This is a genomic window from Variovorax paradoxus EPS, from assembly GCF_000184745.1.
GTDB lineage: Bacteria > Pseudomonadota > Gammaproteobacteria > Burkholderiales > Burkholderiaceae_C > Variovorax > Variovorax paradoxus_C.
Window position 1 is genome coordinate 3008774 of sequence record NC_014931.1, and the last position, 24270, is coordinate 3033043.

At 66.4% G+C, this 24270-nt stretch carries 22 protein-coding genes; 5 read left to right on the plus strand and 17 right to left on the minus strand.

Annotation, left to right across the window (positions count from 1 at the left end; genetic code table 11):
- Positions 1 to 128 precede the first annotated feature (128 nt).
- The 3 genes from VARPA_RS14010 (at position 129) to VARPA_RS14020 (ending at position 1800) form a co-directional block, all read left to right on the plus strand.
- Complete coding sequence (locus VARPA_RS14010; RefSeq protein WP_013541225.1) at positions 129 to 542, plus strand: PaaI family thioesterase; 414 nt, start codon at positions 129 to 131, stop codon at positions 540 to 542.
- Positions 543 to 777: 235 nt separating this feature from the next.
- Positions 778 to 1098 (plus strand): hypothetical protein, encoded by a 321-nt coding sequence (locus VARPA_RS14015; protein WP_013541226.1) that lies wholly within the window; start codon positions 778 to 780, stop codon positions 1096 to 1098.
- A gap of 141 nt (positions 1099 to 1239) precedes the next feature.
- Positions 1240 to 1800, plus strand: coding sequence for a fasciclin domain-containing protein (locus VARPA_RS14020; protein WP_013541227.1), 561 nt, complete (start codon positions 1240 to 1242; stop codon positions 1798 to 1800).
- A 317-nt stretch (positions 1801 to 2117) separates the two neighbouring features.
- Here VARPA_RS14020 and VARPA_RS14025 read toward each other — a convergent pair whose 3' ends face one another.
- Positions 2118 to 2828: a helix-turn-helix domain-containing protein gene (locus VARPA_RS14025; RefSeq protein WP_013541228.1), complete on the minus strand. Its 711-nt coding sequence runs from the start codon at positions 2826 to 2828 to the stop codon at positions 2118 to 2120.
- Positions 2829 to 2896: 68 nt separating this feature from the next.
- On the opposite strand from VARPA_RS14025, the gene VARPA_RS14030 reads away from it, so the two are divergent.
- The gene (locus VARPA_RS14030) at positions 2897 to 3139 is read left to right on the plus strand and encodes an XRE family transcriptional regulator (protein WP_013541229.1); all 243 of its coding nucleotides are present in this window, start codon (positions 2897 to 2899) and stop codon (positions 3137 to 3139) included.
- A gap of 181 nt (positions 3140 to 3320) precedes the next feature.
- Here VARPA_RS14030 and VARPA_RS14035 read toward each other — a convergent pair whose 3' ends face one another.
- From VARPA_RS14035 to VARPA_RS14085, 11 genes are all read right to left on the minus strand, one after another.
- On the minus strand, positions 3321 to 3830 hold the full coding sequence (locus VARPA_RS14035; RefSeq protein ID WP_013541230.1) for a hypothetical protein: 510 nt from the start codon (positions 3828 to 3830) through the stop codon (positions 3321 to 3323).
- A 52-nt stretch (positions 3831 to 3882) separates the two neighbouring features.
- A complete protein-coding gene (locus tag VARPA_RS14040) occupies positions 3883 to 5853 on the minus strand; it encodes an ABC-F family ATP-binding cassette domain-containing protein (protein ID WP_013541231.1) in 1971 nt (656 codons plus the stop codon).
- Between the two features lie 170 nt (positions 5854 to 6023).
- A complete protein-coding gene (gene prmB, locus VARPA_RS14045; protein ID WP_013541232.1) occupies positions 6024 to 6902 on the minus strand; it encodes a 50S ribosomal protein L3 N(5)-glutamine methyltransferase in 879 nt (292 codons plus the stop codon).
- Positions 6899 to 8074, minus strand: a complete 1176-nt coding sequence (gene dapE / locus VARPA_RS14050) for a succinyl-diaminopimelate desuccinylase (RefSeq protein ID WP_013541233.1) — start codon at positions 8072 to 8074, stop codon at positions 6899 to 6901. The genes prmB and dapE overlap by 4 nt, the downstream gene beginning before the upstream one ends.
- A gap of 15 nt (positions 8075 to 8089) precedes the next feature.
- Positions 8090 to 9238 (minus strand): PilT/PilU family type 4a pilus ATPase, encoded by a 1149-nt coding sequence (locus VARPA_RS14055; RefSeq protein ID WP_013541234.1) that lies wholly within the window; start codon positions 9236 to 9238, stop codon positions 8090 to 8092.
- Positions 9239 to 9288: 50 nt separating this feature from the next.
- Complete coding sequence (dapD, locus tag VARPA_RS14060; protein ID WP_013541235.1) at positions 9289 to 10122, minus strand: 2,3,4,5-tetrahydropyridine-2,6-dicarboxylate N-succinyltransferase; 834 nt, start codon at positions 10120 to 10122, stop codon at positions 9289 to 9291.
- Between the two features lie 60 nt (positions 10123 to 10182).
- Complete coding sequence (gene dapC / locus VARPA_RS14065) at positions 10183 to 11403, minus strand: succinyldiaminopimelate transaminase (protein WP_013541236.1); 1221 nt, start codon at positions 11401 to 11403, stop codon at positions 10183 to 10185.
- A 48-nt stretch (positions 11404 to 11451) separates the two neighbouring features.
- Positions 11452 to 12447 carry a DUF3829 domain-containing protein gene (locus VARPA_RS14070; RefSeq protein ID WP_013541237.1) on the minus strand — a complete coding sequence of 332 codons (996 nt, stop codon included), beginning with the start codon at positions 12445 to 12447 and terminating at the stop codon, positions 11452 to 11454.
- Positions 12448 to 12580: 133 nt separating this feature from the next.
- A complete protein-coding gene (locus VARPA_RS14075; protein WP_013541238.1) occupies positions 12581 to 13219 on the minus strand; it encodes a LysE family translocator in 639 nt (212 codons plus the stop codon).
- Positions 13220 to 13244: 25 nt separating this feature from the next.
- Entirely contained in the window at positions 13245 to 14591 is a 1347-nt protein-coding gene (argA, locus tag VARPA_RS14080) for an amino-acid N-acetyltransferase (RefSeq protein WP_013541239.1), read from the minus strand.
- A gap of 40 nt (positions 14592 to 14631) precedes the next feature.
- Entirely contained in the window at positions 14632 to 16614 is a 1983-nt protein-coding gene (locus VARPA_RS14085) for an AAA family ATPase (RefSeq protein ID WP_013541240.1), read from the minus strand.
- A gap of 464 nt (positions 16615 to 17078) precedes the next feature.
- Between VARPA_RS14085 and hrpA the strand changes: the two genes are divergently transcribed.
- A complete protein-coding gene (gene hrpA / locus VARPA_RS14090) occupies positions 17079 to 20942 on the plus strand; it encodes an ATP-dependent RNA helicase HrpA (protein WP_416367509.1) in 3864 nt (1287 codons plus the stop codon).
- A gap of 45 nt (positions 20943 to 20987) precedes the next feature.
- On the opposite strand, the gene VARPA_RS30610 is transcribed toward hrpA, so the two are convergent.
- The 5 genes from VARPA_RS30610 to VARPA_RS14110 all read right to left on the minus strand — a co-directional run bounded on the left by VARPA_RS30610 (position 20988) and on the right by VARPA_RS14110 (position 24224).
- Positions 20988 to 21146 carry a DUF3309 family protein gene (locus VARPA_RS30610; protein ID WP_013541242.1) on the minus strand — a complete coding sequence of 53 codons (159 nt, stop codon included), beginning with the start codon at positions 21144 to 21146 and terminating at the stop codon, positions 20988 to 20990.
- A 99-nt stretch (positions 21147 to 21245) separates the two neighbouring features.
- Complete coding sequence (locus tag VARPA_RS14095; protein WP_049794420.1) at positions 21246 to 21698, minus strand: DUF3592 domain-containing protein; 453 nt, start codon at positions 21696 to 21698, stop codon at positions 21246 to 21248.
- A gap of 12 nt (positions 21699 to 21710) precedes the next feature.
- Complete coding sequence (locus VARPA_RS14100; protein ID WP_144298986.1) at positions 21711 to 22079, minus strand: rard protein; 369 nt, start codon at positions 22077 to 22079, stop codon at positions 21711 to 21713.
- A 34-nt stretch (positions 22080 to 22113) separates the two neighbouring features.
- Complete coding sequence (locus tag VARPA_RS14105; RefSeq protein WP_013541244.1) at positions 22114 to 23286, minus strand: pyridoxal phosphate-dependent aminotransferase; 1173 nt, start codon at positions 23284 to 23286, stop codon at positions 22114 to 22116.
- A complete protein-coding gene (locus VARPA_RS14110) occupies positions 23283 to 24224 on the minus strand; it encodes a CysB family HTH-type transcriptional regulator (protein WP_013541245.1) in 942 nt (313 codons plus the stop codon). Before VARPA_RS14110 ends, VARPA_RS14105 begins: the two co-directional genes overlap by 4 nt.
- Between the last annotated feature and the right edge of the window lie 46 nt (positions 24225 to 24270).

The window sequence follows — 24270 nt, forward strand, 5'->3', positions numbered from 1 at the left end:
CCGCGCTTTGCAGCAACGCCATGGGGCGGCAGCGGCTCCTCGAGCGAGGGGGAACTGCAAGAACCACAGACGACAGACCGCCGGCTTCGGATGAGAATGGCCGCTGATTTCATCAGCGCACGATTTCAATGAACGACGATCTAGAAGCACGAATTCGCTCCGGCCAGGCATTGTCCGAATCGATGGGCAACTTCCACGTGACCGGGTGGTCGCCCGAGCGCAAGACGGTCCAGGCCGCCTTCACGGTAAGACGCGAGTATTGCCATACGAACGGCACCATCGCCCAGGGCGGATTCATCACCGCCTGGCTCGATGCCGCCATGGCCCATGCCGTGATGCACGACTCGGAGCAGCAGCAGACCGTCTTCAGCCTCGAAATCAAGGTGAGCTTCTATGAAAAGGTCGGCCCGGGCGAGGGGCGGGTCGAAGGGCGGGTGATCAGGCGTGGCAAGCGCATTGCGTTCCTAGAAGCTGCGCTCTACAACCCGGAGGGCAAGTTGGCCGCCGAGGCATCCTCGACCGGAATACTGGCAAGCCTCTAGTGCGTTGACGCCGGCAGCAAATTGCGTGGGACTGATCGGGCCTGCAGCAAGCGGGGCCGGCTGGTCTTCATCAACAACCGCTTCGCACTGCATTCGAGCGACAGCTTCGTCCCCAGCTTCGATGCCAACGCGCGCGCCTTCGGCCTACGCGAATGTCCGCCGCCCGCTGAGCAGGGCCGGCGTGTTCGCGGGCCAAGCTCGGCGCTGAGATCAACCTACAAGGAAAGGCTTTCGCATGAGCGCCAACGACACCCGGCTTTCGGGCCCGATCGCAGAAGAACTGACGCCGCTGGAGATTTCCCAAGGCATTCTCGAAAGCGAAGAGAACCCGAGCGCCTTGCGCGCGGTCACGCCGCTGGAGCGTGCGGCTTCGGGCGAAGGGGAGGGCGGTGAACGGCAGCGCTCGCGCATCGGGCGCTTCCTCTTGAGCCCGGTGGTGCTGGCCGGCGCGGCCGCGACGGGCGTGGGCCTGATCCTGGCGCTGGCCTATGCGAAGAAGACGCCGCGCTCGGAATTGCGCGCGCACTTGCGGACGCTGGGCTCGTTCCGGTTCTGAAGACGACTGAGGACGGTGCGGCGCCAACAGGCGCCGTTTTCTTTTTTCGTCGATGAACGAATCTGCTGCAGGCAACGCCCCGTATTGAAGGCAGCCGTCGCGCATTTCGCGGCGTGCTCGTCACACAACAGGAGCACCTTCATGCAGAGCAAACTTCATCGCCTCGCCGCCGTCACCCTCGCCGTCGCGCTTTCCGCCGGAGCCTATTCGGCGATGGCGGCCAGCGTCATGGTCGGCGGCGCGCCGATGCTGCCCACCAAGGACATCATCGACAACGCAGTCAATTCCAAGGACCACACGACGCTGGTGGCGGCCGTCAAGGCGGCGGGCTTGGTCGACACGCTCAAGGGCCCGGGTCCGTTTACTGTGTTCGCGCCCACCAACGCGGCCTTCGCGAAGCTGCCGGCAGGCACCGTCGACACGCTGCTCAAGCCCGAGAGCAAGGATGCGCTGACTGGCGTGCTCACCTACCACGTGGTGTCGGGCAAGCTCGATGCGGCAGAGCTCAAGAAGGAGATCAAGGCCGGCAAGGGTTCCGCAGAACTGAAGACCGTCGCCGGCGGCATGCTCATTGCCAAGAGCAAGGGCGGCAAGATCACGCTCACCGACGAGAAGGGCGGCACCGCCACCGTCACGATCCCGAACGTCTACCAATCGAACGGCGTGATCCACGTGGTCGACAAGGTGCTGCTGCCCAAGTAAGGCCAAGCCGTACCCGCCCCCTGTTCTGTCTTCTTCCAGCGAACACCGCGGAACTGGCTTCGCCAAGCCGCAGGTGTTGCCCCCGGTAGGGGGTGGGAGAAGCGACACGAAGTGCGCGCAGCCTGGGGGCGAGCAACAGTGCTTAAAAAAAAAGCCCGCACGAAGGCGGGCTTGAAGGTGACCTGCTGGAGGAGGGAGGATCAGAGAGGATGCAGGCCACGGGAGAGACCCAACTATGCGTTCCGAAACTGAAAGCCACCTGACCTGTTCGCACTCTCGCCCGTTCCTCATTCCGCGCTAACTCGGTCCGCGCTCAATCAATCCTCGTCTTCCCACTTGCCGATGACCGTGCCGAGCACGACGAACGCGGTGCGGATCGGCTCGTGCTTCGGATTGAGCGGCAGCAGCCATCGCGGGCCGTCCTGCTCCTTGAATTCCTTGAACGTGAGCTTGCCGCCTTCCGTGACCAGCGCAATGACCCGCTCGCCGTCGGCGGGGGTCTTGAGGTTGGTGTCCACGAAGATGATCGAGCCTTCGGGATAGCTCTTCAGCTCGCCGCTGGCCGCGGCCATGCTGTCGCCGTCGACCCGCAACGCATAGGTCTTCTCGGGGCTGTGGTGGGCGATGCAGGGAATCCAGCGGTCGGTCGTGTGCTTGCCCGCGATTTCCCAGTTGGCGGCCTGCGACCATGAAATGAGCGGCACCGTGTCCGGCGTTCCGGGCTTGAAGTACGGCAGTTCCGGCGGTACGCGCACCACCCGGTAGATGGCCGCTGGCTCGTTGGCCTGGTGCTGCGCCTGGCGGATCTGGATGGGGTCCCACGGCGCCGGGCCGTCGCCGGTGTCCAGCCAATTGGGATCGGCCCGGTAGGCGCGGGCCAGGGCCAGCAGGCCTCCGGTGCGAATCGTTGCGCCGCGCTCGATCTTCGAGATGCTTGCCTGTTTCACGCCCGAGACCACTTCGGCCTGTTTCTGCGTCAGTTTGGCGTATTCGCGTGCCGCCTTTGCACGTTTGGCAATAGTCTCCATAGCAGGCCATTTAAGCCTGAATGAATATTACCTCTAGAATTCAAAATATAAAACAGGGAGTATTTTCAATGAAGCCACGCGAGTTGGTGCATGCGTTGCGGGCCATGGGCCTCACGCAAAAGCAGATCCAGGAACGCACCGGGATCCCGCAACCCACGGTCAGCAAGATCGGCCTCGGGAGGGTGCGCGACGTGATGTCGCGCCACTACGTGGCGTTGTTGACCGCCTACGAACATCAAGTGAAGGTGCAGGCCGCCGCTGCGGTGTCGCCGACGCCGGCATCGTTCCACTGGCCCCGCGTCAATGACTGAGCGGTGCGCCGTCCTGTTTCGTCGGGCCTTTGGCTCGACGGCGCACTGTGCGCTTTAGTGGCGCTGCTGTCCACGGCGGCGCTGTTCTACGGGGTCTTGAAAGGCATCCCGGCGGTCACCGGCATGGCGGCGTTCGGGCTGTCCGGGGCGGCCTGGGCCGCGAGCGTGCTGCTGGACGGCGCTAGGCGCCAACGGGCACGTGCTGTGCGGGAGGCGCTAGACCGAGGGTGGCGCTGACGCGCACGCAGTCCTTGATGTGCTGTTCGCCCAGCGCGCGCAGGGCCGCGTAGCCGAGCGCCGCCGACACGAGCTGCCCCGCGATCGGCACGTACTTGGTGGCCTGCTTGGCCGTCAGGCGCACGCCGGCGTGCTTGGCCAGCTTGATCAGCAGGTCGCGCGTCACGAGCCGGCCGACCAGCAGCGCGCCCACGGTAGTAGCAGCCTTCTGGATGCGCTCGCGCTGGTGCGGCGCGAGCTTTTCGACCTGGGTGACCGAGAGCCCGAACTCGGCGCTGATCTGCGGCACCAGCCGCGAGAGCAGGGCCGCATCGGCCGCCCAGTCGATGCCGGGCAGCGGAATCGCGCTGGCCGCCGCCGCCATCAGTGCCTTGCGGCCGATCAGCTTCCGGCTGCGGTGGATGGCCGCGATGATTTTTTCGTCACCATGGGCCAGTTCGATCGCGGACGGCATGCGGCGTGTCTCCTTGATGGGCGGTGCCGGCAGGGTGCCGGCGGGTTCAGGGTCAGGCTGCCAGAGCCTCCAGCTGGTCCGAAAGGGCCAGCCAGCGCTCCTCGAGCTTGGCGATTTCTTCGTTCAGGGCCTTCAGCCGCTTGCCTGCCTCGGCGAGTTCGGCCGGCGCGATCGGCTCGGCCAAGCGGGCTTCCAGCGCAGCCCGTTCGACGCCGGCTGCGGCCAGGCGTTCATCGATCTGGGCAATTTCGCGCTTGATCGGCTTGGCCTGGTCGCTGCGCTGCTGGCGCTCCTGCGCGCTGGGCTTGGCCGTGACGGCTGCCGCAGCCGCAGCAGCTACAGCGCTTTCCGCCTCGCGCACAGCAATCTTGGCCTCTTCACGCAGGCGCTTGGCTTCGTCCAGCAGATAGCGCTGATAGTCATCCAGGTCACCATCGAAGTCGGCGACGACACCGCGGCCCACGAGCCAAAACTCGTCGCACACCGAACGCAGCAGCGCACGGTCGTGGCTCACCAGCATCAGCGTGCCTTCGAACTCGTTGAGCGCCACGGCCAGGGCTTCGCGGGTGGCGAGGTCCAGGTGGTTGGTGGGCTCGTCCAGCAGCAGGAGGTTGGGGCGCTGCCAGACCATCATCGCAAGCACGAGGCGGGCCTTTTCGCCGCCGCTCATGGTGCCCACGGGCTGCTTGACCATGTCGCCGCTGAAATTGAAGCTGCCGAGGAACCCGCGCAGCGCCTGCTCGCCGGTGCTTTCCTTCACCGCGCTGCCCAGCTCGCGGGCCATGCGCACCATGTGCTCCAGCGGGTTGTCCTGCGGGCGCAGCACATCGAGTTCCTGCTGCGCGAAGTAGCCGATATTCAGGCCCTTGCCCTCGGTGACCTCGCCGGCCAGCGCGCCCATTTCGCGCGCGATGGTCTTCACCAGCGTCGACTTACCCTGGCCGTTCGCGCCCAGGATGCCGATGCGCTGGCCCGCCAGCACCGAGCGGCTCACGCCGCGCAGGATGGTCTTGGGCGCTTCGTCCTCGATCTCGTAGCCGAAGCTTGCATTCGCGATCGACAGCATCGGGTTGGGAATGTTGCCTGGCTCCTTGAATTCGAAGGTGAAGTCGGCTTCGGCCAGCAGCGGCGCAACCCGCTCCATGCGCTCCAGCGCCTTGACCCGGCTCTGCGCCTGCTTGGCCTTGCTGGCCTTGGCCTTGAAGCGGTCGATGAACTTCTGCAGGTGGGCGATCTTGTCCTGCTGCTTGGAGAACGCGACCTGCTGCTGCTCCATCTGCAGCGCGCGCATGTCCTCGAACTTGCTGTAGTTGCCGCCGTAGCGCGTGAGCTGGGCGTTGGCGATGTGCAGGGTGACGTCGGTCACGGCGTCGAGGAACTCGCGGTCGTGGCTGATGACGATCATGGTGCCGGGGTACTTCTGCAGCCAGGCTTCGAGCCAGACGAGCGCGTCCAGGTCCAAGTGGTTGGTGGGCTCGTCGAGCAGCAGCAGGTCGCTCGGGCACATCAGCGCGCGGGCCAGTTGCAGGCGCATGCGCCAGCCGCCCGAGAAGCTGTTGACGGGGCCGTCGAGCTCGTGCGACTTGAAGCCCAGGCCCAGGATCAGCGCCTGTGCGCGCGGCACGGCGTCGTGCTCGCCGGCATCGGCCAGGTCGGTGTAGGCGTGGGCCAGTTCCATGCCGATGTCGGCGTCGTCGGGGTTCTCGGCGTAGGCGGCCTCGATGGCCGCGAGCGTGGCGCGCAGCTCGGCCAGGCGGGTGTCGCCGCCCACCACGAAGTCGGTGGCCGACTCCTCGGTTTCGGGCATGTCCTGCGCCACCTGGGCCATGCGCCACTGCTTGGGCACGTAGAAATCGCCGCCGTCTTCGTGCAGCGAGCCGTTGAAGAGCGCGAACAGCGTGGACTTGCCCGCGCCGTTGCGCCCGACGAGGCCGACCTTTTCACCGGGGTTGATGGTGACGGTGGCGCCGTCGAGCAGTTTCTTGGCGCTGCGGCGAAGAATGACGTTTTTGAGAGTAATCATGAAATAGGAACCGTAGGGGCGATTATCCCGTCCGGCCCGGGGCGTCCTGGCGCGAAGGGGCAAAAGGGGACATCACCCGATGAAGGGAGACCGCAGCCAGCGCTGCGACAAATCGGCGGAAAGGAGCTTGGGCGGGCGCAGCTAACGCACGCCTGCGCCGGCCAGCACCGTCATGGCGGGGAGAGCGACGCGAGGGCCGCCCGGGTCACGAGCAGGACCTGGTCCTCGCCCGCCGAGGTTTCGAGCCACACCACCTCCAGCTGCGGGAATGCCGCGTCGAAGTAGTCGCGCTCGTTGCCGATTTCCAGCACCAGCACCGCCTGTTCGCTCATGCGGGAGGGTGCATCGGCGAACAGCTTCCGGATGAAGTCCATGCCGTCCGTGCCGCCGGCCAGCGACAGTTCGGGCTCCGCCCGGTATTCGGCGGGCAGGGTGGCCATGCTGGCGCTGTTCACGTAGGGCGGGTTGCAGAGCACCAGGTCGTACGGACCGGGCAGGTTCGCCAGGCCATCGGATTCGACCAGCTTCACGCGCGCATCGAGTTCGTGCCGGGTGACGTTGATCGCCGCGACTTCGAGCGCCTCGACGGACAGGTCGGCGGCGTCCACCGTCACGTCCGGGTACGTCAGCGCCGCGAGCACGGCCAGGCTGCCGTTGCCGGTGCACAGGTCGAGCACGCGCTGGGTGTGCGGGCCGAGCCAGTAGTCGATGCTGCCGTCGGCGATCAGTTCGGCGATGAAGCTGCGCGGCACGATGGCGCGCTCGTCGATGTAGAAGGGCACGCCTTGCAGCCAGGCTTCTTTCGTGAGGTAGGCGGCAGGCTTGCGCGTGGTGATGCGTTCATCGAGCAGTGCCGCGACCTTGCCGGCATCGGCCGGCGAGACGGCGGTGTCGGCCACCGCATCAATGTCGTCCAGCGGCAGCTTCAGGCGCCACAGCACCAGCCATGCGGCTTCGTCGAAGGCGTTCGCCGTGCCGTGCCCGAAGGCGACGCCGGCTGCTTCCAGCCGCTTCGCTCCAGCCTCGATGAGTTCGATAACCGTACTCATCGAGCGAGCGAGGCTTCGAGCCGTTCCAGCGTGCGCTTGTAGATGTTCTTCAGCGTCTCGATCTCGGCCACGTCGATGTGCTCGTCGATCTTGTGGATGCTGGCGTTGACCGGGCCCAGCTCGACCACCTGCTTGCAGATCTTGGCGATGAAGCGCGCATCGCTCGTGCCGCCGCTGGTCGAGAGCTCGGTCGCGATGCCGGTTTCGTCCGCGATGGCCGCCTGCACCGAGGTGACGAGTTCGCCGGGCGTGGTCAGGAAGGGCAGGCCGCCGACCGTCCAGGCGAGCGTGTAGTCGACGCCATGCGCATCGAGCACCGCATGCACGCGCTGCTGCAGCGATTCGGGCGTCGATTCGGTCGAGAAGCGGAAGTTGAAGTCGATCACCGCGTTCCCCGGAATCACGTTGCTCGCGCCCGTGCCCGAATGGAAATTGCTGATCTGCCAGCTGGTTGGCTGGAAATAGCCGTTGCCCTCATCCCAGCCGCCGGCCGTGTTGATGGCCACCAGTTCGGCCAGCGCGGGCGCGACCGAATGCACCGGGTTCTTCGCCAGATGCGGGTAGGCGATGTGGCCCTGCACGCCCTTGACCGTGAGCTTGCCGCTCATGGTGCCGCGGCGGCCGTTCTTGATCATGTCGCCGCAGCGCTCCACGGCCGTGGGCTCGCCGACGATGCAGTAGTCGATGACCTCGCCGCGCGCGGCCAGCGCGTTGCAGACGATGACGGTGCCGTCGACGCCCGGGCCTTCTTCATCGCTCGTGAGCAGCAGGGCAAGCGTGAGCTTCGGGTCGGGCGTGCTTTGCAGGAATTCCTCGATGGACACGACGAAAGCCGCCACCGAGGTCTTCATGTCGCAGGCGCCGCGGCCGTACAGCTTGCCGTCGCGGTGCGTGGGCGTGAACGGGTGGCTGGTCCACTGCTCGACGGGGCCGGTGGGCACCACGTCGGTGTGGCCGGCGAACACCAGCGTCTTGCTGCCGGTGGCGTCGGCCGGGCGGCGCACCGCCCAGAGGTTGGTCACGCGGAAGTCGGCCGGTCCGCTCTCGATGGTTTCGAGCGCGAAACCCAGTTGCGCCAGCCGTTCGCCGAGGATCTGTTGGCAGCCCGCGTCGTCAGGTGTGACCGAGGGGCGCGAGATGAGTTGTTCGGCGAGCTGGAGCGTGCGGGACATCGGGAAAGGCTTGGTTCAGAACTTCACGTCGAGCGTGATGTCGGTGAAAGTCGGTTCGTCGACTTGGTCGGTCAGATGGCGGTCGTCGACCTGCTGCTTGGGCGCAGCGCGGTTCTGCAGGCGCCACAGCAGGTTGGTGGGCGAGTCGGAATGGGCCAGGCCCTCTTCGCGCGTCACGCGCTCCTCGATGATGAGGCGGGCGATGTCTTCCTCGAAGGTCTGCGAGCCTTCGGCCATCGACTGCTGCATGGCTTCCTTCACCGCGGAGAAGTCGCCCTTTTCGATCAGGTCGGCCACGAGAGCGGTGTTCAGCATGACTTCGAGCGCCGGCACGCGCGCGCCGGCCGGCGTGCGCAGCAGGCGCTGCGACACGATGGCGCGCAGCGCGCCGCCCAGGTCGCCCAGCAGCGTGGGTCGCACTTCCACCGGGAAGAAGCTCAGGATGCGGTTCAGCGCGCGGTAGCTGTTGTTGGCGTGCAGCGTGGCCACGCACAGGTGACCCGACTGCGCATAGGCGATGGCGGCCGTCATGGTTTCGCGGTCGCGGATTTCGCCGATCTGGATCACGTCGGGCGCCTGGCGCAGCGCGTTCTTGAGCGCGACGTGCAGCGAGGTGGTGTCGCTGCCCACGTCGCGCTGGTTCACCAGCGATTTCTTGTTGGTGTAGGTGAACTCGATCGGCTCTTCCACCGTAAGGATGTGGCCGCTGGCGTTCTCGTTGCGGTAGTCCAGCATCGATGCGAGCGTGGTGGTCTTGCCCGCGCCGGTCGCGCCGACCATCAGGATCAGCCCGCGCTTGTCCATGATCAGCGTCTTCAGGATGTCGGGCAGGTTCAGGTCGGCAAAGCTCGGAATGACCGAGGCGATGTGCCGCACCACCACCGCATAGGTGCCGCGCTGGCGCATGGCGCTGATGCGGTAGTTGCCGGCGCCTTCCAGGGCGACGGCCATGTTCAGTTCGCCCGTGTTCTCCAGCTCCTGGATGCGGGCTTCGGGCACCACCTCGGACAGCAGCGCGAGCGGCGCCGTCGCGGGCAGGACCTGCGCATTGATCGGCACGCAGATGCCGTTGATGCGGATCATCACCGGGGAGTGAGCCGAGAGGTAGATGTCGGAGGCCTTGCGCTCGGCCATCAAACGAAGAATTCGCTCCATCATGTTCATCGGTCTCTCTCCTCGGGTCTGTTGTTTTCTAACGGGACAAAAGCAGGGGATCAGTCGCGCAGCAGGTCGTTCAGGCTGGTCTTGGAGCGCGTTTGCGCATCGACCGTCTTGACGATGATCGCGGCGTAGGTGCTGTAGTCCTGGCCCGACTTGGTCTTCTTGGGCAGGTTGCCGCTGATGACGACGCTGCCCGACGGCACGCGGCCGAAGAAGGTCTCGCCGGTGTCGCGGTTGAAGATCGGGGTGCTCTGGCCGATGTACACGCCCATGCCGAGCACCGAGTTTTCTTCGATGACCACGCCTTCGACCACTTCGGAGCGGGCGCCGATGAAGCAGTTGTCTTCGATGATGGTCGGGCCGGCCTGCAGCGGCTCGAGCACGCCGCCGATGCCGACGCCGCCCGACAGGTGCACGTTCGCGCCGATCTGCGCGCACGAACCCACGGTGGCCCAGGTGTCGACCATGGTGCCTTCGCCCACGTAGGCGCCGATGTTCACGTACGAGGGCATCAGGATCGCGCCCTTGGCGATGTAGCTGCCGCGGCGGGCCACGGCCGGCGGCACGATGCGCACGCCCGATTCCTTCAATTCGGCGGCCGACAGGTGCGAGAACTTGGTCGGCACCTTGTCGAAGAAGCCGAGCGAGCCGGCCTGCATCTGCTCGTTGTCCTTCAGGCGGAACGACAGCAGCACGGCCTTCTTGATCCACTGATGCACGGTCCACTTGCCGACGCTTTCGCGGGTGGCCACGCGCAGCTTGCCGTTGTTGAGTTCGGTGATCACGCTCTCGACGGCGTCGCGCACTTCGGCGGGGGCGGCGGAGGGCGAGATGTTGGCGCGGTCTTCCCACGCGGCGTCGATGATTTGTTGCAGTTGCTGGGTCATGGAGAGAGTCTCGGGTGAAAAATCGGGGCCAGGAGCCTTGGGAAACGGTGCCTCAGCGGGTCAGAGCCGGCCGTCCTGAACGAAGCGGACGATGCGTTCGGCGGCTTCCACGCACTCGGCCGTTTCGGCCACCAGGGCCATGCGGATGCGGCCTTTACCAGGGTTCGCGGGGTTGGCGCTGTGCGTCGTGTTTCGCGCCAGATAGCTCCCCGGCAGAACCGTGACATTGTATTGAGCGTAGAGCGCGCGGGCGAAGGCTTCGTCGTCGCCAGCCCACACTTCGGGCACGCCCGCCCAGAGGTAGAAACTGGCGTCGGGCAGGCGCACGTCGAGCACGGGTTCCAGCAGCGGCGTGACCGCGGCGAACTTGGCGCGGTACTTGGCGCGGTTCTCGATCACGTGCTTCTCATCGCCCCAGGCCGCAATGCTGGCGGCGGCCACGGTGCCGCTCATGGCGCTGCCGTGGTAGGTGCGGTAGAGCAAGAACTTCTTGATGATGGTGGCGTCGCCCGCCACGAAGCCGCTGCGAAGGCCAGGCACGTTGCTGCGCTTCGAGAGCGAGGTGAGGGCGATCAGGTTCTTGAAGTCGGGCCGGCCGAGCTTGACCGACGCCTCGAGGCCGCTCAACGGAGGCTCGTCGCGGAAGTAGATCTCGCTGTAGCACTCGTCGGCCGCGATCACGAAACCGTGACGGTCCGACAGGGCGAAGAGCTTCTGCCACTCGTCCAGCGGCATCACCGCGCCGGTCGGGTTGCCCGGCGAGCAGACGAACACAAGCTGGGTGCGGGCCCAGATGTCTTCGGGCACGCTGTCCCAATCGACCGCGAAATTGCGCGATGCCACGCTCGGCACGTAGTACGGCTCGGCGCCCGAGAGCAGCGCTGCGCCCTCGTAGATTTGATAGAACGGATTGGGCGACAGCACCACCGGCTGCGGCGAGACGGTGGCATCGATCACCGTTTGCGCCAGCGAGAACAGCGCCTCGCGCGAGCCGTTGACCGGCAGCACCTGCGTGGCCGGATCGAGCGCGAGGCTGTAGCGGGTCTGGAGCCAGTCGGTGAAGGCGGTGCGCAGTTTCAGGTCGCCGGCCGTGGCGGGGTAGGCGGCCAGGGCACCGAGGCTGGCGGTCAGGGCTTCCTTGATGAAGTCTGGCGTCGCGTGCTTGGGTTCGCCGATGCCGAGGCTGATGGGTGCGTATTCGGGAGCGGGCGTGACGCCCGCGAACAGTTGCTTGAGCCGCTCGAAGGGGTACGGCTGCAACCTGGAAAGCAAGGGATTCATGCCCGGGATTATCGGCGACGGCGCCTCACCCGGGACTGGGGACGCTCGTCAGCAGAGCGGGTGGTTGAACTGCCCGATCATGTTGGCGAAGTTCTGGTTGTAGCGATTGGCCGAGCTCACGATGCTGGAGCTGCGCATGTGCGCCGGCATCCGGGCCATGGCGCCGGTCTCCTTGCGGGCGAACACGCCGTCCTTGATGTCCTTGACCATCGAGCGCGACTGGCCGATGAACTCGTTGATCTGCAGCATGCCGCCGCTGCAGCTCTTGCCGCTCTGGGTCGACTGCTCGGCCATCTTCTTGCTCCAACCCGCGGCCGAGTCGGCCACCAGCGCGAGCGAGGCTTCGAAGGCGGCGAGCGCCTTCGGATCGTTGGGCGCCGCGAACAGCACGCTGGCATCGGCGTGGTTGACCTTGCCGTGATAGATGAGCCCGGCGCGGTAGTAGGCGGCGGTGTCCTTGGGCGCCTTCTCGAAGGCTTCCTTGGTGAGCGCCTGGTCGCGGGCGCCCAGGCCCTTGTCGAACGCGGCTTCGGCTTCGGCAACGGTGGTGAGCGCGGCCAGGTAGTCATTGCTCAGCTGGCGCGCCTTGTCGCCGTTGTCGGCGAGGTAGCCCTTGGAGTTGGCGTAGTCGTTCAGCTCGCGGCTCAGAGGCGACAGCACCTTGAGCGCAGCCGAGAACGCCTTGGCCGACTCGTCGATCTCGGGCAGCGGCGCGGCGATGGCAACGGCGGCGTCCAGCCTCTTGGCCGAGCGGTCGACGAGGATGTCGTTCTGGATGCGCAGGCTGGTCAGCGGCGCCTTGGCCTTCAGCAGCGGAACCTGGTTCTCGACGTAGTTCTCGCGTGCTTCCTGGAACGAGGTGCTCAGGGTGTTGGAGACGTCGACGTAGATGTTGTATTTCTCGACGAGCTGCTGCTCGTCGCTGGACTGCTTGGCGGCGACCGGGGCCTGGCCCTGCGAGGTCTTGTCCGCCTTGTCGCCACAAGCTGCGACGAGCGCCGAAATGGCGACGAGGGTGGCTCCCAAAAGTGTCTGGTACTTCATTCTTTCTTTTCCTCCGTTAAGAAAACCGAAAAGGCAGGCCGTGGCATGGCCTGCCGAAAACATCGGAGCCCGTTCGGGCCCCGGGGGAACATCGTGGGGAGGGCGCCGCTGCCTGAGGACAGCGGTCGAGGGGTCAGGCGGCGCTGCGCCGGTAGAAGGCGAGCGAACCCGCCAACGCTAGCAGCATGCCGCCGCAGGCGCGGTCGATCCAGCGCGTGGCCGAGATCGTCAGGAGCCGGATCGCGCGGGCGCCGACGAACGCGTAGGCCAGCATCACCAGCGTGTCCAGGCCCGCGAAGATCAACGCGATGATCAGGTACTGCGGCGCCTGCGCAGCCGTCGGGTCGATGAACTGCGGCAGCAGCGCCGAGCAGAAGATGTAGCCCTTGGGGTTGGTCACCGCCACGAGAAACGACTTGAAGAAGATGCGCCGGCTTTCGCCCGCAGTGACCGTGGCCGCCGCGTCGGCGTCCGGCAACTGGAAGCCGCCCTTGGACCGCAGCATGCGCAGTCCCAGCCAGGCCAGGTAGGCCGCACCGACCCATTTCAGCATCGAGAACCAGAACTCCGACGCCGCCAGCAGCGCCCCGAGCCCGAGCGCCACGGCGCCGACCAGCACGAAGTCCGACAGCACCGCGCCGAACATCCCCGGTAGCGCGCGCCGCACGCCGTGGCGCGAGCCGTTGCTGAGCGCCAGCAAAACGGTGGGGCCGGGCGTGGCGATGGCGGCGAAGGCCACGATGGCGAACAGCAGGGCGGTGGCGAGCGTCATCGGGGTGTCTCCGTCTGGGTGTTCTTCAGATCTTCTTGACCAGGACCATGCTCTTGCGGTCCCAGTTGTACTTGCGCTTGCGGGCCTCGGGCAGCCAGTCGGGGTTGACCTGCTGGAAGCCGCGCTTCAAGAACCAGTGCATCGTGCGCGTGGTGAGCACGAAGATGCTTTCCAGGCCCATCGACTTGGCGCGGTGCTCGATGCGCTTCAGGATGCGTTCGCCGTCGCCTTGCGACTGCGAGAGCGGCGAGACGGTCAGCGCGGCCATCTCGGCCGTCTTCGCCTCGGGGTACGGGTACAGCGCCGCGCAGCCGAAGATCACGCCGTCGTGCTCGATCACCGTGTAGTGGCCCACGTCGCGCTCGATCTCGGTGCGGTCGCGCTTGACCAGCGTGCCGTCGCGCTCGAAGGGCTCGATCAGTTGCAGGATGCCGCCGATGTCGTCCACCGTGGCTTCGCGCAGGCTCTCGAGCTTTTCATCGATCACCATGGTGCCGACGCCGTCGTGCACGTAGATCTCCAGCAGCAGCGAGCCGTCGAGCGCGAAGGGCAGGATGTGGTTGCGCTCCACGCCGGCCTTGCAGGCTTTCACGCAGTGCTGCAGATAGAACGCGGTGTCGGTGGGTTTCTGCGCGGGGGGAAGGGAAGCGAGCAACTTCTCGGCGGCGTCCAGCGGCAGTTCGGTGTCGATCGGGTTGTCTTCGCTCTCGGGCAGTTCGCTGTCGATGCGGATGCCCGGGATTTCGGTCAGGAAGATCAGCTTGTCGGCCTGGATCGAGATGGCCACGCTGGTGGCGACTTCTTCCATCGTGAGGTTGAAGGCCTCGCCCGTGGGCGAGAAGCCGAAGGGAGACATGAGCACCATCGCGCCGAAATCGAGCGTGCGGCGGATGCCGGACGCATCGACCTTGCGCACGAGGCCCGAATGCTTGAAGTCCACGCCATCGACCACGCCCACGGGGCGCGCGGTGATGAAGTTGCCCGAGATCACCCGCACCGTCGAGCCGGCCATCGGCGTGTTCGGCAGGCCCTGGCTGAAGGCCGCTTCGATCTCGTAGCGCAACTGGCCGGCGGCTTCCTGGGCCGAGTCGAGCGCCACCGCATCGGTGATGCGGATGCCATGCGAGTACTGCGCCTCGTGGCCCTTGGCCGCCAACTGCTCGTTGACCTGCGGACGGAAGCCGTGCACCAGCACGATCTTCACGCCCATGCTCTGGATCAGCGCCAGGTCTTGCGCGATGTTCTGCAGCTTGCCGGCCGCGATCGCCTCGCCAGCGAGGGCCACCACGAAAGTCTTACCGCGGTGCGTGTGGATGTAGGGCGCGACCGAGCGGAACCAGGGCACGAAGGTGAAATTGAAGACGGTGGACATGGGGCGTGATTGTGCATTCTTGGAAGGCATTTCGTACGGCTCAGGCCAACGCGCGCAGCACGCGGGCCGCGGCCGCGGGCGGACCCGAGCCGCGGCCTTCGTCGGCCGACGGCTGCAGCACATCCGCCTTGCGGGCGCGGAAGGTCGCAAGCAGCGCCGCATAGGCGTCGGTCGACTCGCCTGCCGGGGTGGCGGGCAGGTCGAGCAGAGCCGCCAGTTCGGCCGGGGCGATCGAGCCTTCGCGCATCAGCGCATCGACCACCGCCATCAGCGCGGCCGTGTGCGTTTCGAGCAGCGCGAGCGCGCGTGCGTGCTCCTGAGCGAGCAGCGCCTCGATCTCGGGGTTCGTCGCCTCGACGTCGGTGTTCAGGTCGTCGTTGGCGTCGTTCGCGATGTCGGTGCGGCTGAAGCGCGAGCCGAAGGCGTAGTGGCGCACGTACTGCGCGGCGTTGGCCGTGGCCTGCATGAAGTCCTGCGAGGCGCCCGAGGTGCAGGCCTCGCCGCCGAACACCATCTGCTCGGCGGCGCGGCCCGCGAGGCTCACGCAGATGCGGTCGCGCAGGTTCTCCTTCGACCAGGCCTTGCGCTGCTCGTAGCTGTTGTAGCCGCCCTCGAACGAGGCCACGTTGATCTTGATCTCCTGCGGCGCGCGGCCGAAGAGCACGCCGTAGATCACGCCGTGGCCCGCCTCGTGCACCGCGAGCAGGGCGCGGAAGTCCTCGCTCGATCGCTGCTTCAGGCGGTTGAGTTCGAGCGTGACCGGGAACTGGCGGCGCGCCTTGCGGTACTTCGCCACGATGCATGGCACGCTCGCGTCCAGCGTGAGCCACACCGGCTCGGCGCCGTCCGCGCCGCGCTCCAGCGCCCACAGCGCCGCGTTGACCAGCGTCGCGCTCAGGATCGCGTGGATCGACGAGAACAGCGGGCGCGTGCCCTGCGCCGGGAACACGGCGTTGGCGTAGATCTGCTCGTACACGCCCGCGTCGAGCACGAAGCGCACGCCGGAGCTCTCCTGGATCTCGCTCACGTAGCGGTCGCAGATCGACAGGATCAGCTGCACGTAGGTCGCGCGGTTGAACGATGGGTAGATCACATGGTTGTTGCCCAGGCGCGCGATCTGCTCGGGACGGAAGCGATTGGCGAGCGCCTTCTTCACGTCGATGACCGAGAGCTTCTTCGTGAGCGCGTGGAAGATGTCGGCGTCGGTGTCGCAGTCCTCGACGCGCTGGGCGGTCTCGGCGTACATCTCGTCCAGGTTGCCCGAGACGAACACCAGCAGCTTGCTGTAGTCGGTCTCCCAGTTCTGCTGCGTGTCGCGGAAGGCGCGCAGGCGCGCATGCACCTCGGCTGGCTTCCAGGCCATGATCTGCAGCAGGGTCTCGGGCAGCTTCAGGCAGCGTTTGACCTCGCGCGCCTCCCAGGGCGAGAGGTGCAGCTTGCGCTTCTTGAGCTTCTTCTTGTCGGCGGGGCCGTCGCGGTCCTGCTCGTACTCTGCGTACGCGAGCGAAGACTCGATCTCGCCGAGCATCGAGAGCGCGGGCGGCAGGCGGCCGTCGGACAGCAGCGCCCACACGTCCTGGTAACGCTCGACCTTGGCGTCGTGGCCGTTGCCGTCCACGGTGCGAAAGCGCTGGAACTCGTCCAGCACCAGGATGCCCGGCGTGCCCTCGACGATGCCCGACTCGGCCAGCATGGCCGAGATGGAGCCGCGGCTGTGGTGGCCCGAGCCGTGGCTGAAGCCGTCCATCTGCACTTCGATGAAGCGGTCGTAGAAGCCCAGGTGCTGGGCGAGCTTGCGCACCAGCTGCGTCTTGCCGGTGCCGGTCAGGCCCCAGAGACACACGATGACCGGGCGGCTGATGAGCTGCGGCAGCACATACCAGGCGCGCAGCGATTCGATCACGCGATCGATGATGTCGTCGATGCCGAAGAGTTCTTCCTTCAGCGATCGGGCGACGGTCTGCAGGTGCTTCGTGCGCTCGGCGAGCTCGGCATGCAGTTCGGAATGGATGTCGGTGGACATGGAATGATTTCTTTGAACGAAACAGGTACGAAAAAGCGGCCACCCCCTCGCAACGAGGGAGCGGCAGACAGACGCTGTGAAGGGACGGTTGCTGCGCTTCCGAGGCTGAAGCGCGCGACTCGAAAAAGTGGCGCGGGCCTCAGGCCGGGCGGAGCAACCTGACCCGGCCATGCGTTGGGAGCGCATGGCGTGCGCAGCGACTGCGCAAGGGAGTGAGGGCAAGGAAGGACATGGACGCGATCCTAGCGACGAGCCGAGGTCGAGTAAAGAATATTTACGCCACGCGTTGCGCGAAGGCCGCCGCTCTGTGGAAGCCGTGCAACAGCCGCGCCGCGCGCCGATAATCCGTGGTTTGCCCGCCGCGTCCCGACGACTGCTTTCCCTTGACGACCACGACACCCTCCGCCCCCTTGCGCATCGAGTTCCCCGAATCGCTTCCCGTCTCCGGCCGGCGCGACGAAATCATGGCCGCCATCCAGGCGAACCAGGTCGTGATCGTCTGCGGCGAAACCGGCTCGGGCAAGACCACGCAGTTGCCCAAGATCGCTCTCGCGCTCGGCCGCGGCAAGATCAACGCCGAGCCGGGCAAGGGCCGGCTCATCGGCCACACGCAGCCGCGGCGCATCGCCGCGAGCTCGGTGGCCAAGCGCATCGCCGAAGAACTGAAGACGCCGCTGGGCGACGTGGTCGGCTTCAAGGTGCGCTTTCAAGACCGCCTGAGCCGCGATGCCTCGGTCAAGCTCATGACCGACGGCATCCTGCTGGCCGAGACGCAGACCGATCCGCTGCTCAAGGCCTACGACACGCTCATCATCGACGAGGCCCACGAGCGCTCGCTGAACATCGACTTCCTGCTCGGCTACCTGCGCGAAATTCTTCCGCGGCGTCCGGACCTGAAGGTGATCGTCACTTCGGCAACCATCGATGCCGACCGCTTCGCGCAGCACTTCGCATCGGCCACCCCGCCGCCGGGCCGCCCCAAGGCGGGGGCGGCCCCCTTGGGGGGCAGCGACGACGCGCAGCGCGGAGCGTGGGGGCCAATGATTCCGGCGCCGATCATCTACGTCTCGGGCCGCACCTTCCCGGTCGAGCAGCGCTACCGCCCCTTCGAGGAATCGCGCGAGCACGACCTGAACGACGCGATTGCAGATGGCGTCGACGAGCTCTGGCGCGATCCGCACAACGCGGGCGACATACTTGTCTTCCTGCCCGGCGAGCGCGAGATCCGCGAGGCGGCCGACCATCTGCGCCGCCACCTGAGCCACCAGCCGCTGTTCCGCGACGCCGAGGTGCTGCCTCTGTTCGCGCGGCTCTCTGGCCCCGAGCAGGACCGCATCTTCGACAGCCACACCGGCCGGCGCATCGTGCTCGCCACCAACGTGGCCGAGACCTCGCTCACGGTGCCGGGCACGCGCTACGTCATCGACACCGGCACGGCGCGCGTCAAGCGCTACAGCTTCCGCAGCAAGGTCGAGCAATTGCTGGTCGAGCCGATCAGCCAGGCCGCGGCCAACCAGCGCGCGGGCCGCTGCGGCCGCGTGGCGAACGGCATCTGCATCCGGCTGTACGACGAGAAGGATTTCCAAGGCCGCCCGCGCTTCACCGATCCGGAAATCCTGCGCTCCTCGCTCGCGGGCGTGATCCTGCGGATGAAGTCGCTGCGGCTGGGTGATGTGGCGCAGTTTCCGTTCCTCGAAGCGCCGTCGCCGCGCGCGATTGCCGACGGCTACCAACTGCTCAACGAACTCGGCGCGGTCGACGACGGGAACGAGCTCACCGCCACCGGCGCCGAACTCGCCAAGCTCCCGCTCGACCCGCGCGTCGGCCGGATGATTCTCGAAGCCCGCACGCGCGGCGCGCTCGAAGAGGTGCTGGTCATCGCCTCGGCCCTCAGCGTGCAGGACGTGCGCGACCGGCCGATGGAAGCGCAGCAGCAGGCCGACCAGGCGCACTCGAAGTTCGACGACGAGAAGAGCGAATTCAGCGGTTACCTGCGCCTGTGGAAATGGATCGCCGACGCGCGCGGCGGCCATGGCGATACGCACAAGCTCAGCAACCGCCAGTACGAGCAGCTGCTGCGCCAGAACTTCATCAACATCCGCCGTGTGCGGGAATGGCGTGACATCCACTCGCAGCTGCTCACCGTGGTCACCGAGCACAAGTGGCGCATCAACGCGGAGCCGGCCGGCTACGAGCCGCTGCACCTGTCGATGCTCGCGGGGCTCTTGGGCAACGTCGGCTGGAAGCTCGAAGACGACGAGGCGTACCTCGGCGCGCGCGGGATCAAGTTCTACAAGCATCCCGGTGCTCACCTGAAGAAGAAGCCGGGCCGCTGGATCGTCGCGGCCGAACTGGTCGAGACAACGCGGCTCTTCGGCCGCGGCATCGCCAACATCGAGCCGCTGTGGCTCGAACAGGTGGCGGGGCATCTGCTGAAGAAGCAGTTGCTCGATCCTCACTGGGAGAAGAAGGGCGCGCAGGTGTCGGCGCTGGAGCGTGCGACCTTGTACGGCCTCGTGGTGTACAGCGGGCGCCGCGTTGATTTCACGAAGGTCGATCCGGTCGCGGCGCGCGAGATCTTCATCCGCGAAGCGCTGGTCGGCGGCCAGTGGGAAAGCAAGTTCCCGTTCCTCACCGCAAACCGCAAGCTGGTGCGCGAGGTCGAAGGCCTGGAGCACAAGGCGCGCCGGCAGGACGTGCTGGTCGATGAAGAGCTGATCTTCGCGTTCTACGACGCGCAACTGCCCGCCGACGTGGCGAGCGGCATCAGCTTCGAGAACTGGTACCGCCATGCCTCCAGGGAGCAGCCGCGCCTGCTGTACCTCACGCGCGACGAGCTGATGCGTCACCAGGCGGCCGGCATCACGACGCAATCATTCCCGCCGACGCTGCGGCTTGGCGGCGTCGATTGCGCCGCGAGCTACCTGCACGAACCCGGTGATGCGAAGGACGGCTTGACGGTCAGCGTGCCGCTCTTCGTGCTCAACCAGGTGAGCGAGGAGCGCTGCGAGTGGCTGGTGACCGGCATGCTCAAGGACAAGATCCAGGCGCTGCTCAAGAGCCTGCCACAGCGCCCGCGCTCGCGGCTGGTGCCGCTGCCCGAATCGGCGGCGAAGCTGGCGGAAGAACTCTCGGCGCCCGAGCTGTTCGGCGCCGGTTCGCTCACCGACGTGCTGCTCAAGCGCGTGCGCGACATGACCAGCATCGACGTGAAGCGCGCCGACTTCAAGCTCGACATGCTGCCGCCGCACCTGTTCATGAACCTGCGCATCGTGGACGAGCACGGCCGTCAGCTCGGCATGGGGCGCAACCTCGGCGCGCTGAAGGCCGAGCTGGGCGCGCAGGCGCGTGGCGCCTTCCAGGCGCTCGCGGGGCTGAATGTGAAGGCATCGCCGGCGCCGAGGGCTGCTGCTGCGGACGAAGGCAAGGCGCTTGCGAAGAGCGCGGCGCCCGAGAAGGCCACGCCCGCGTTGCCCGCCGGCCAGCGCTACACGGCCTGGACCTTCGGCGAACTGCCGGAGCTGATGGAGGTGCGGCGCGGATCGCAGTCGCTCATCGGCTTTCCCGCGCTGCGCGACGAAGGCGACGCAGTGACGATCGAGGTGTTCGACGAGCCCGCCGTGGCCGCCGCGAAGCACCGCGCGGGCCTTCGCCGCCTGTTCGCGCTGCAGCTGAAGGACGCGCTCAAGTACCTCGAGAAGAACATCCCCGACTTGCAGAAGATGGCCGTGGCCTACATGCCGCTGGGCACCTCGGAGGAACTGCGCGCGCAGATCATCGACGTGGCGATCGACCGCGCCTTCCTGCAGGAACCGCTGCCTACCGACGAGTTCGCCTTCAAGCGCCGGCTGGAAGAGGGACGCGGGCGGCTCACGCTGATCGCGAACGAGGTGGCGCGGCTCGCGTCGACCATCCTCGTCGAATACGCCGCTGCCGCGCGCAAGATCAAGGACACCAAGATCCAGCCCGAGGCCGTGCAGGACGCCGCGCAGCAACTGCAGAAGCTCGTCGGCAAGCGCTTCATCGCCGATTCGCCGTGGACGCAACTGCAGCACTTCGCGCGCTACCTGAAGGCCATCGTGCTGCGCCTGGACAAGCTGCGCGCCGACCCCGCGCGCGACGCCTCGAAGCTCGCCGAACTTCGCCCGCAGGAGCAGCGCTATTGGCGCCTCGTAGCCGAGCGCAAGGGCGTGGTGGACGACCGCATGCTCGAGTTCCGCTGGCTGCTGGAGGAGCTTCGGGTGAGCTTCTTCGCGCAGGAGCTGCGCACGCCGCAGCCAGTGAGCGTCAAGCGGCTGGACAAGGCCTGGGCCCAGCTGCAGGCATGAAAAAGCCCGCTGCAAGGCGGGCTTCTTTTCAGTGCAAGGCGGGCGCTATATGCGGCCCATCAGCACCAGGATGACGACGATCAGCACGATGAGGCCGACGCCGCCGCTTGGTCCATACCCCCAGGAGCGGCTGTAACCCCAGCTCGGCAGCGCGCCGATCAATATCAGGATCAGGACGATGAGCAGAATGAACGAGAGGGACATGGTTTTCTCCTGGGACGTTTGTTGTAACGAGCCTTGATGCTCATCGTCCCGGGGCGCGCGAGGCGCCGGAGAGCCGCCCCTTCGGCGGTCAGGGCTGTCCTACCGTAGGCGTCGGCGCTTGGCGCTTGCTTCGTCGGAGAGCAGGAAGTGCATGCCGATGGCGAATGCCAGGAACACGGCGCCCAGCCCGCCGACGATGGCAGCGCCGCCCCAGAGATCGAAGAAGCCATTCAGCCGGGCGTCCTTCGGATCGGCGGGATTGAAGAACACCTCCACGATCTCTCCCTTGTCGTAGGCGGGCGGGCTGCTGCTGCTCGATGGCGTGAACTCGATGATTTCGCCGGACGGCAGCTTGAAGTGCACCATCGGGCGCCATGTGTCCGAGCTGTTGCGGCGCGAACTCTCCACGCGCAGCAAGTCGATCACCTCGCCTTGCGCCCGGCTGGCCGAAGCGATGAACTTCGTGGTGTTCTGGTACAGCAGCCCGGCGCCGACGAGCATCAGCACGCCGACGAGGCCGAAGACGAATTTGATGATGCGGGCGGAGTTCATTGGAGGTGCTTTTCAGCTTCGCACCAGCTCGCTCAACAGGGTGCCAACAGCGGCCAGCACGAGGCCCATCGCCAGGAAACCCACCGCCCACAGCGTGGACACCAGCGCTCGCCGCCAGGGGCGGGTGCGAAAGAAATAGACCGGAATGCCCAGCAGCGGAAACATGCCCGCGAGCAGCGCCGAGCGACCGGGCGGGATCACGCCGCGCGCGAGGCCCTCGGCGCGGCACCACGTGTAGCAGAGCGCAGAAATCAGGACCGCATGCGCCACGTCGAGTGCGCTGTAGCCCTTGCCGCGCAGCGGCGGCATGAAGGCGTCGGCCACGCCAACGATGAAGAACGAGAGGCCCAGCGCCAGCAGGATCCAACGGGGCCGGTTCATCGTCATCGCGGCGCCTGGATCCTCGTGTCCGCTGTCAGAGCTTCGCGAGCCGGTCCAGCGCGGCGACGAGCGTCTCGTCCTTCTTGGCGAAACAGAAGCGCACCACGCGCTGGTCGAAGCCGTTGCCGTAGAACGCGGACAGCGGAATCGCCGCAACGCCGATCTCGCGGGTGAGCCACAGGCAGAAGTCGGCCTCGGAGAGATCGCTCACGGCCGAGATGTCCACGCACTGGAAGTAGCTGCCTTCGCTGCGCAGTAGCTTGAAGCGCGTCTTCTCTGCCAGGCCCGCGGCGAAGAGATCGCGCTTGCGCTGGTAGAACGCCGGCAGTTCGAGATACGGCTTCGGCTCGGCCATGTACTGCGCGAGCGCATGCTGCATCGGCGTGTTGACGGTGAACACGTTGAACTGGTGCACCTTGCGGAACTCGGCCATCAGCGGGGCGGGCGCGGCCACGTAGCCGACCTTCCAGCCGGTCACGTGGTAGGTCTTGCCGAAGCTGCTGACGATGAAGCTGCGCGCCGCCAGGCCCGGAAAGCGGGCCACGCTTTCGTGGCGCGCGGCATCGAACACCATGTGCTCGTAGACCTCGTCGGCAATCACGAACACATCGGTCGGAGCGAGCAGTTCCTCGAGCTTGCGCATCTCGGCCTCGGTCCAGACCGTCGCGCTCGGGTTGTGCGGCGTGTTGATGATGATCGCTCGGGTGCGCGGGCTCATCGCCGCTGCAATCTTGTCGAAGTCGGGGCGGAAGGTGCCGGGCACGAGCGGCACACGCACCACGCTGCCGCCGGCCAGATCGATGTTGGGCACGTAGCTGTCGTAGCAGGGCTCCAGCACGATCACCTCGTCGCCCGGCCGCACGATAGCCAGGATGGCGGTGATGATGGCCTGCGTCGCGCCTGCGGTGACGGTGATCTCGGTGCCAGCGTTGTAGCTATGGCCGTAGAGCGCGGAAATCTTGGCGGCGATGGCATCGCGCAGCGCCGGAATACCCGGCATCGGCGGGTACTGGTTGTGGCCCGCGGCCATGGCGGCCGTCACGTCTTCGAGCAGCTTCGGATCGCAGTGGAAATCCGGAAATCCCTGCCCGAGGTTGACCGCGTTCTTCTCGGCGGCCAGCGCCGACATGACGGTGAAGATGGTGGTGCCGACTGCCGGCAGCTTGGTCGTGATTTCGGGCGTGCGTGGGGAAAGCACAGTGCTCATAGCTCGTAGTCTTGTTGATGGCCGCTCAGGGCCTTGGCGATCAGGTTGCGGTCGAGCCGGTCGGACAGCAGTTCGGCGAACTTGAAGACGAAGTTGCGCAGATACGCGCTGCGCTTGAACGCGACACGGGCAATATTCTGGCCGAACACATGGCCCATCGGGCGCACCACGAGATCGGCATTCGACTCGTCGCGCACCGCCATCTCGGCCACGATGCCCACGCCCAGGCCGAGGCGCACGTAGGTCTTGATCACGTCGGAGTCGATGGCTTCGAGCGCGATGCGCGGCGTGAGCTTCTTCTGCGCGAAGGCGTGGTCGATGCGCGTGCGGCCGGTGAACGACGGGTGGTAGGTGATGATCGGCTCGAGCGCCAGGTCCTCGAGCGAAATGCGCTCCTTGGCGGCCAGCGGATGGTCCTTGGGCAGCACCAGCACGTGCTGCCATTCGTAGCAGGGCAGGGTCACGAGTTCGGCGTAGCCGTCCAGCGATTCGGTGGCGATGCCGATCTCGGCGATCTCGTCGATCACCATGCGCGCGACCTGATCGGGCGAGCCCTGGTGCAGGCTCACGTTGACCTTCGGATAAGCCTCGCGCAGGTTGGCCACGGGCACCGGCAGCACGTAGCGCGCCTGGGTGTGGGTGGTGGCGATGGAGAGGGTGCCGCTGTCCTGCGCGCTGAACTGCTCGCCGATGCGCTTAAGGTTGCCCACCTCGCGCATGATCAATTCGATGCTGGCAATGACGTGCTGGCCCGGCTCGGTCACGCGTTTGAGGCGCTTGCCGTGGCGCGCAAAGATTTCGACGCCCAGCTCTTCTTCGAGTTCGATGATGGCCTTGGAAACGCCAGGCTGCGAGGTGTGGAGCGCCTTGGCGGCCTCGGTGAGGTTCAGGTTGCGCCGCACGGCTTCCTGAACAAACTTGAATTGGTGCAGATTCATATCAAATTCCGTCTTATTGCGGAATTCATTATGCCTTCGCAATCTA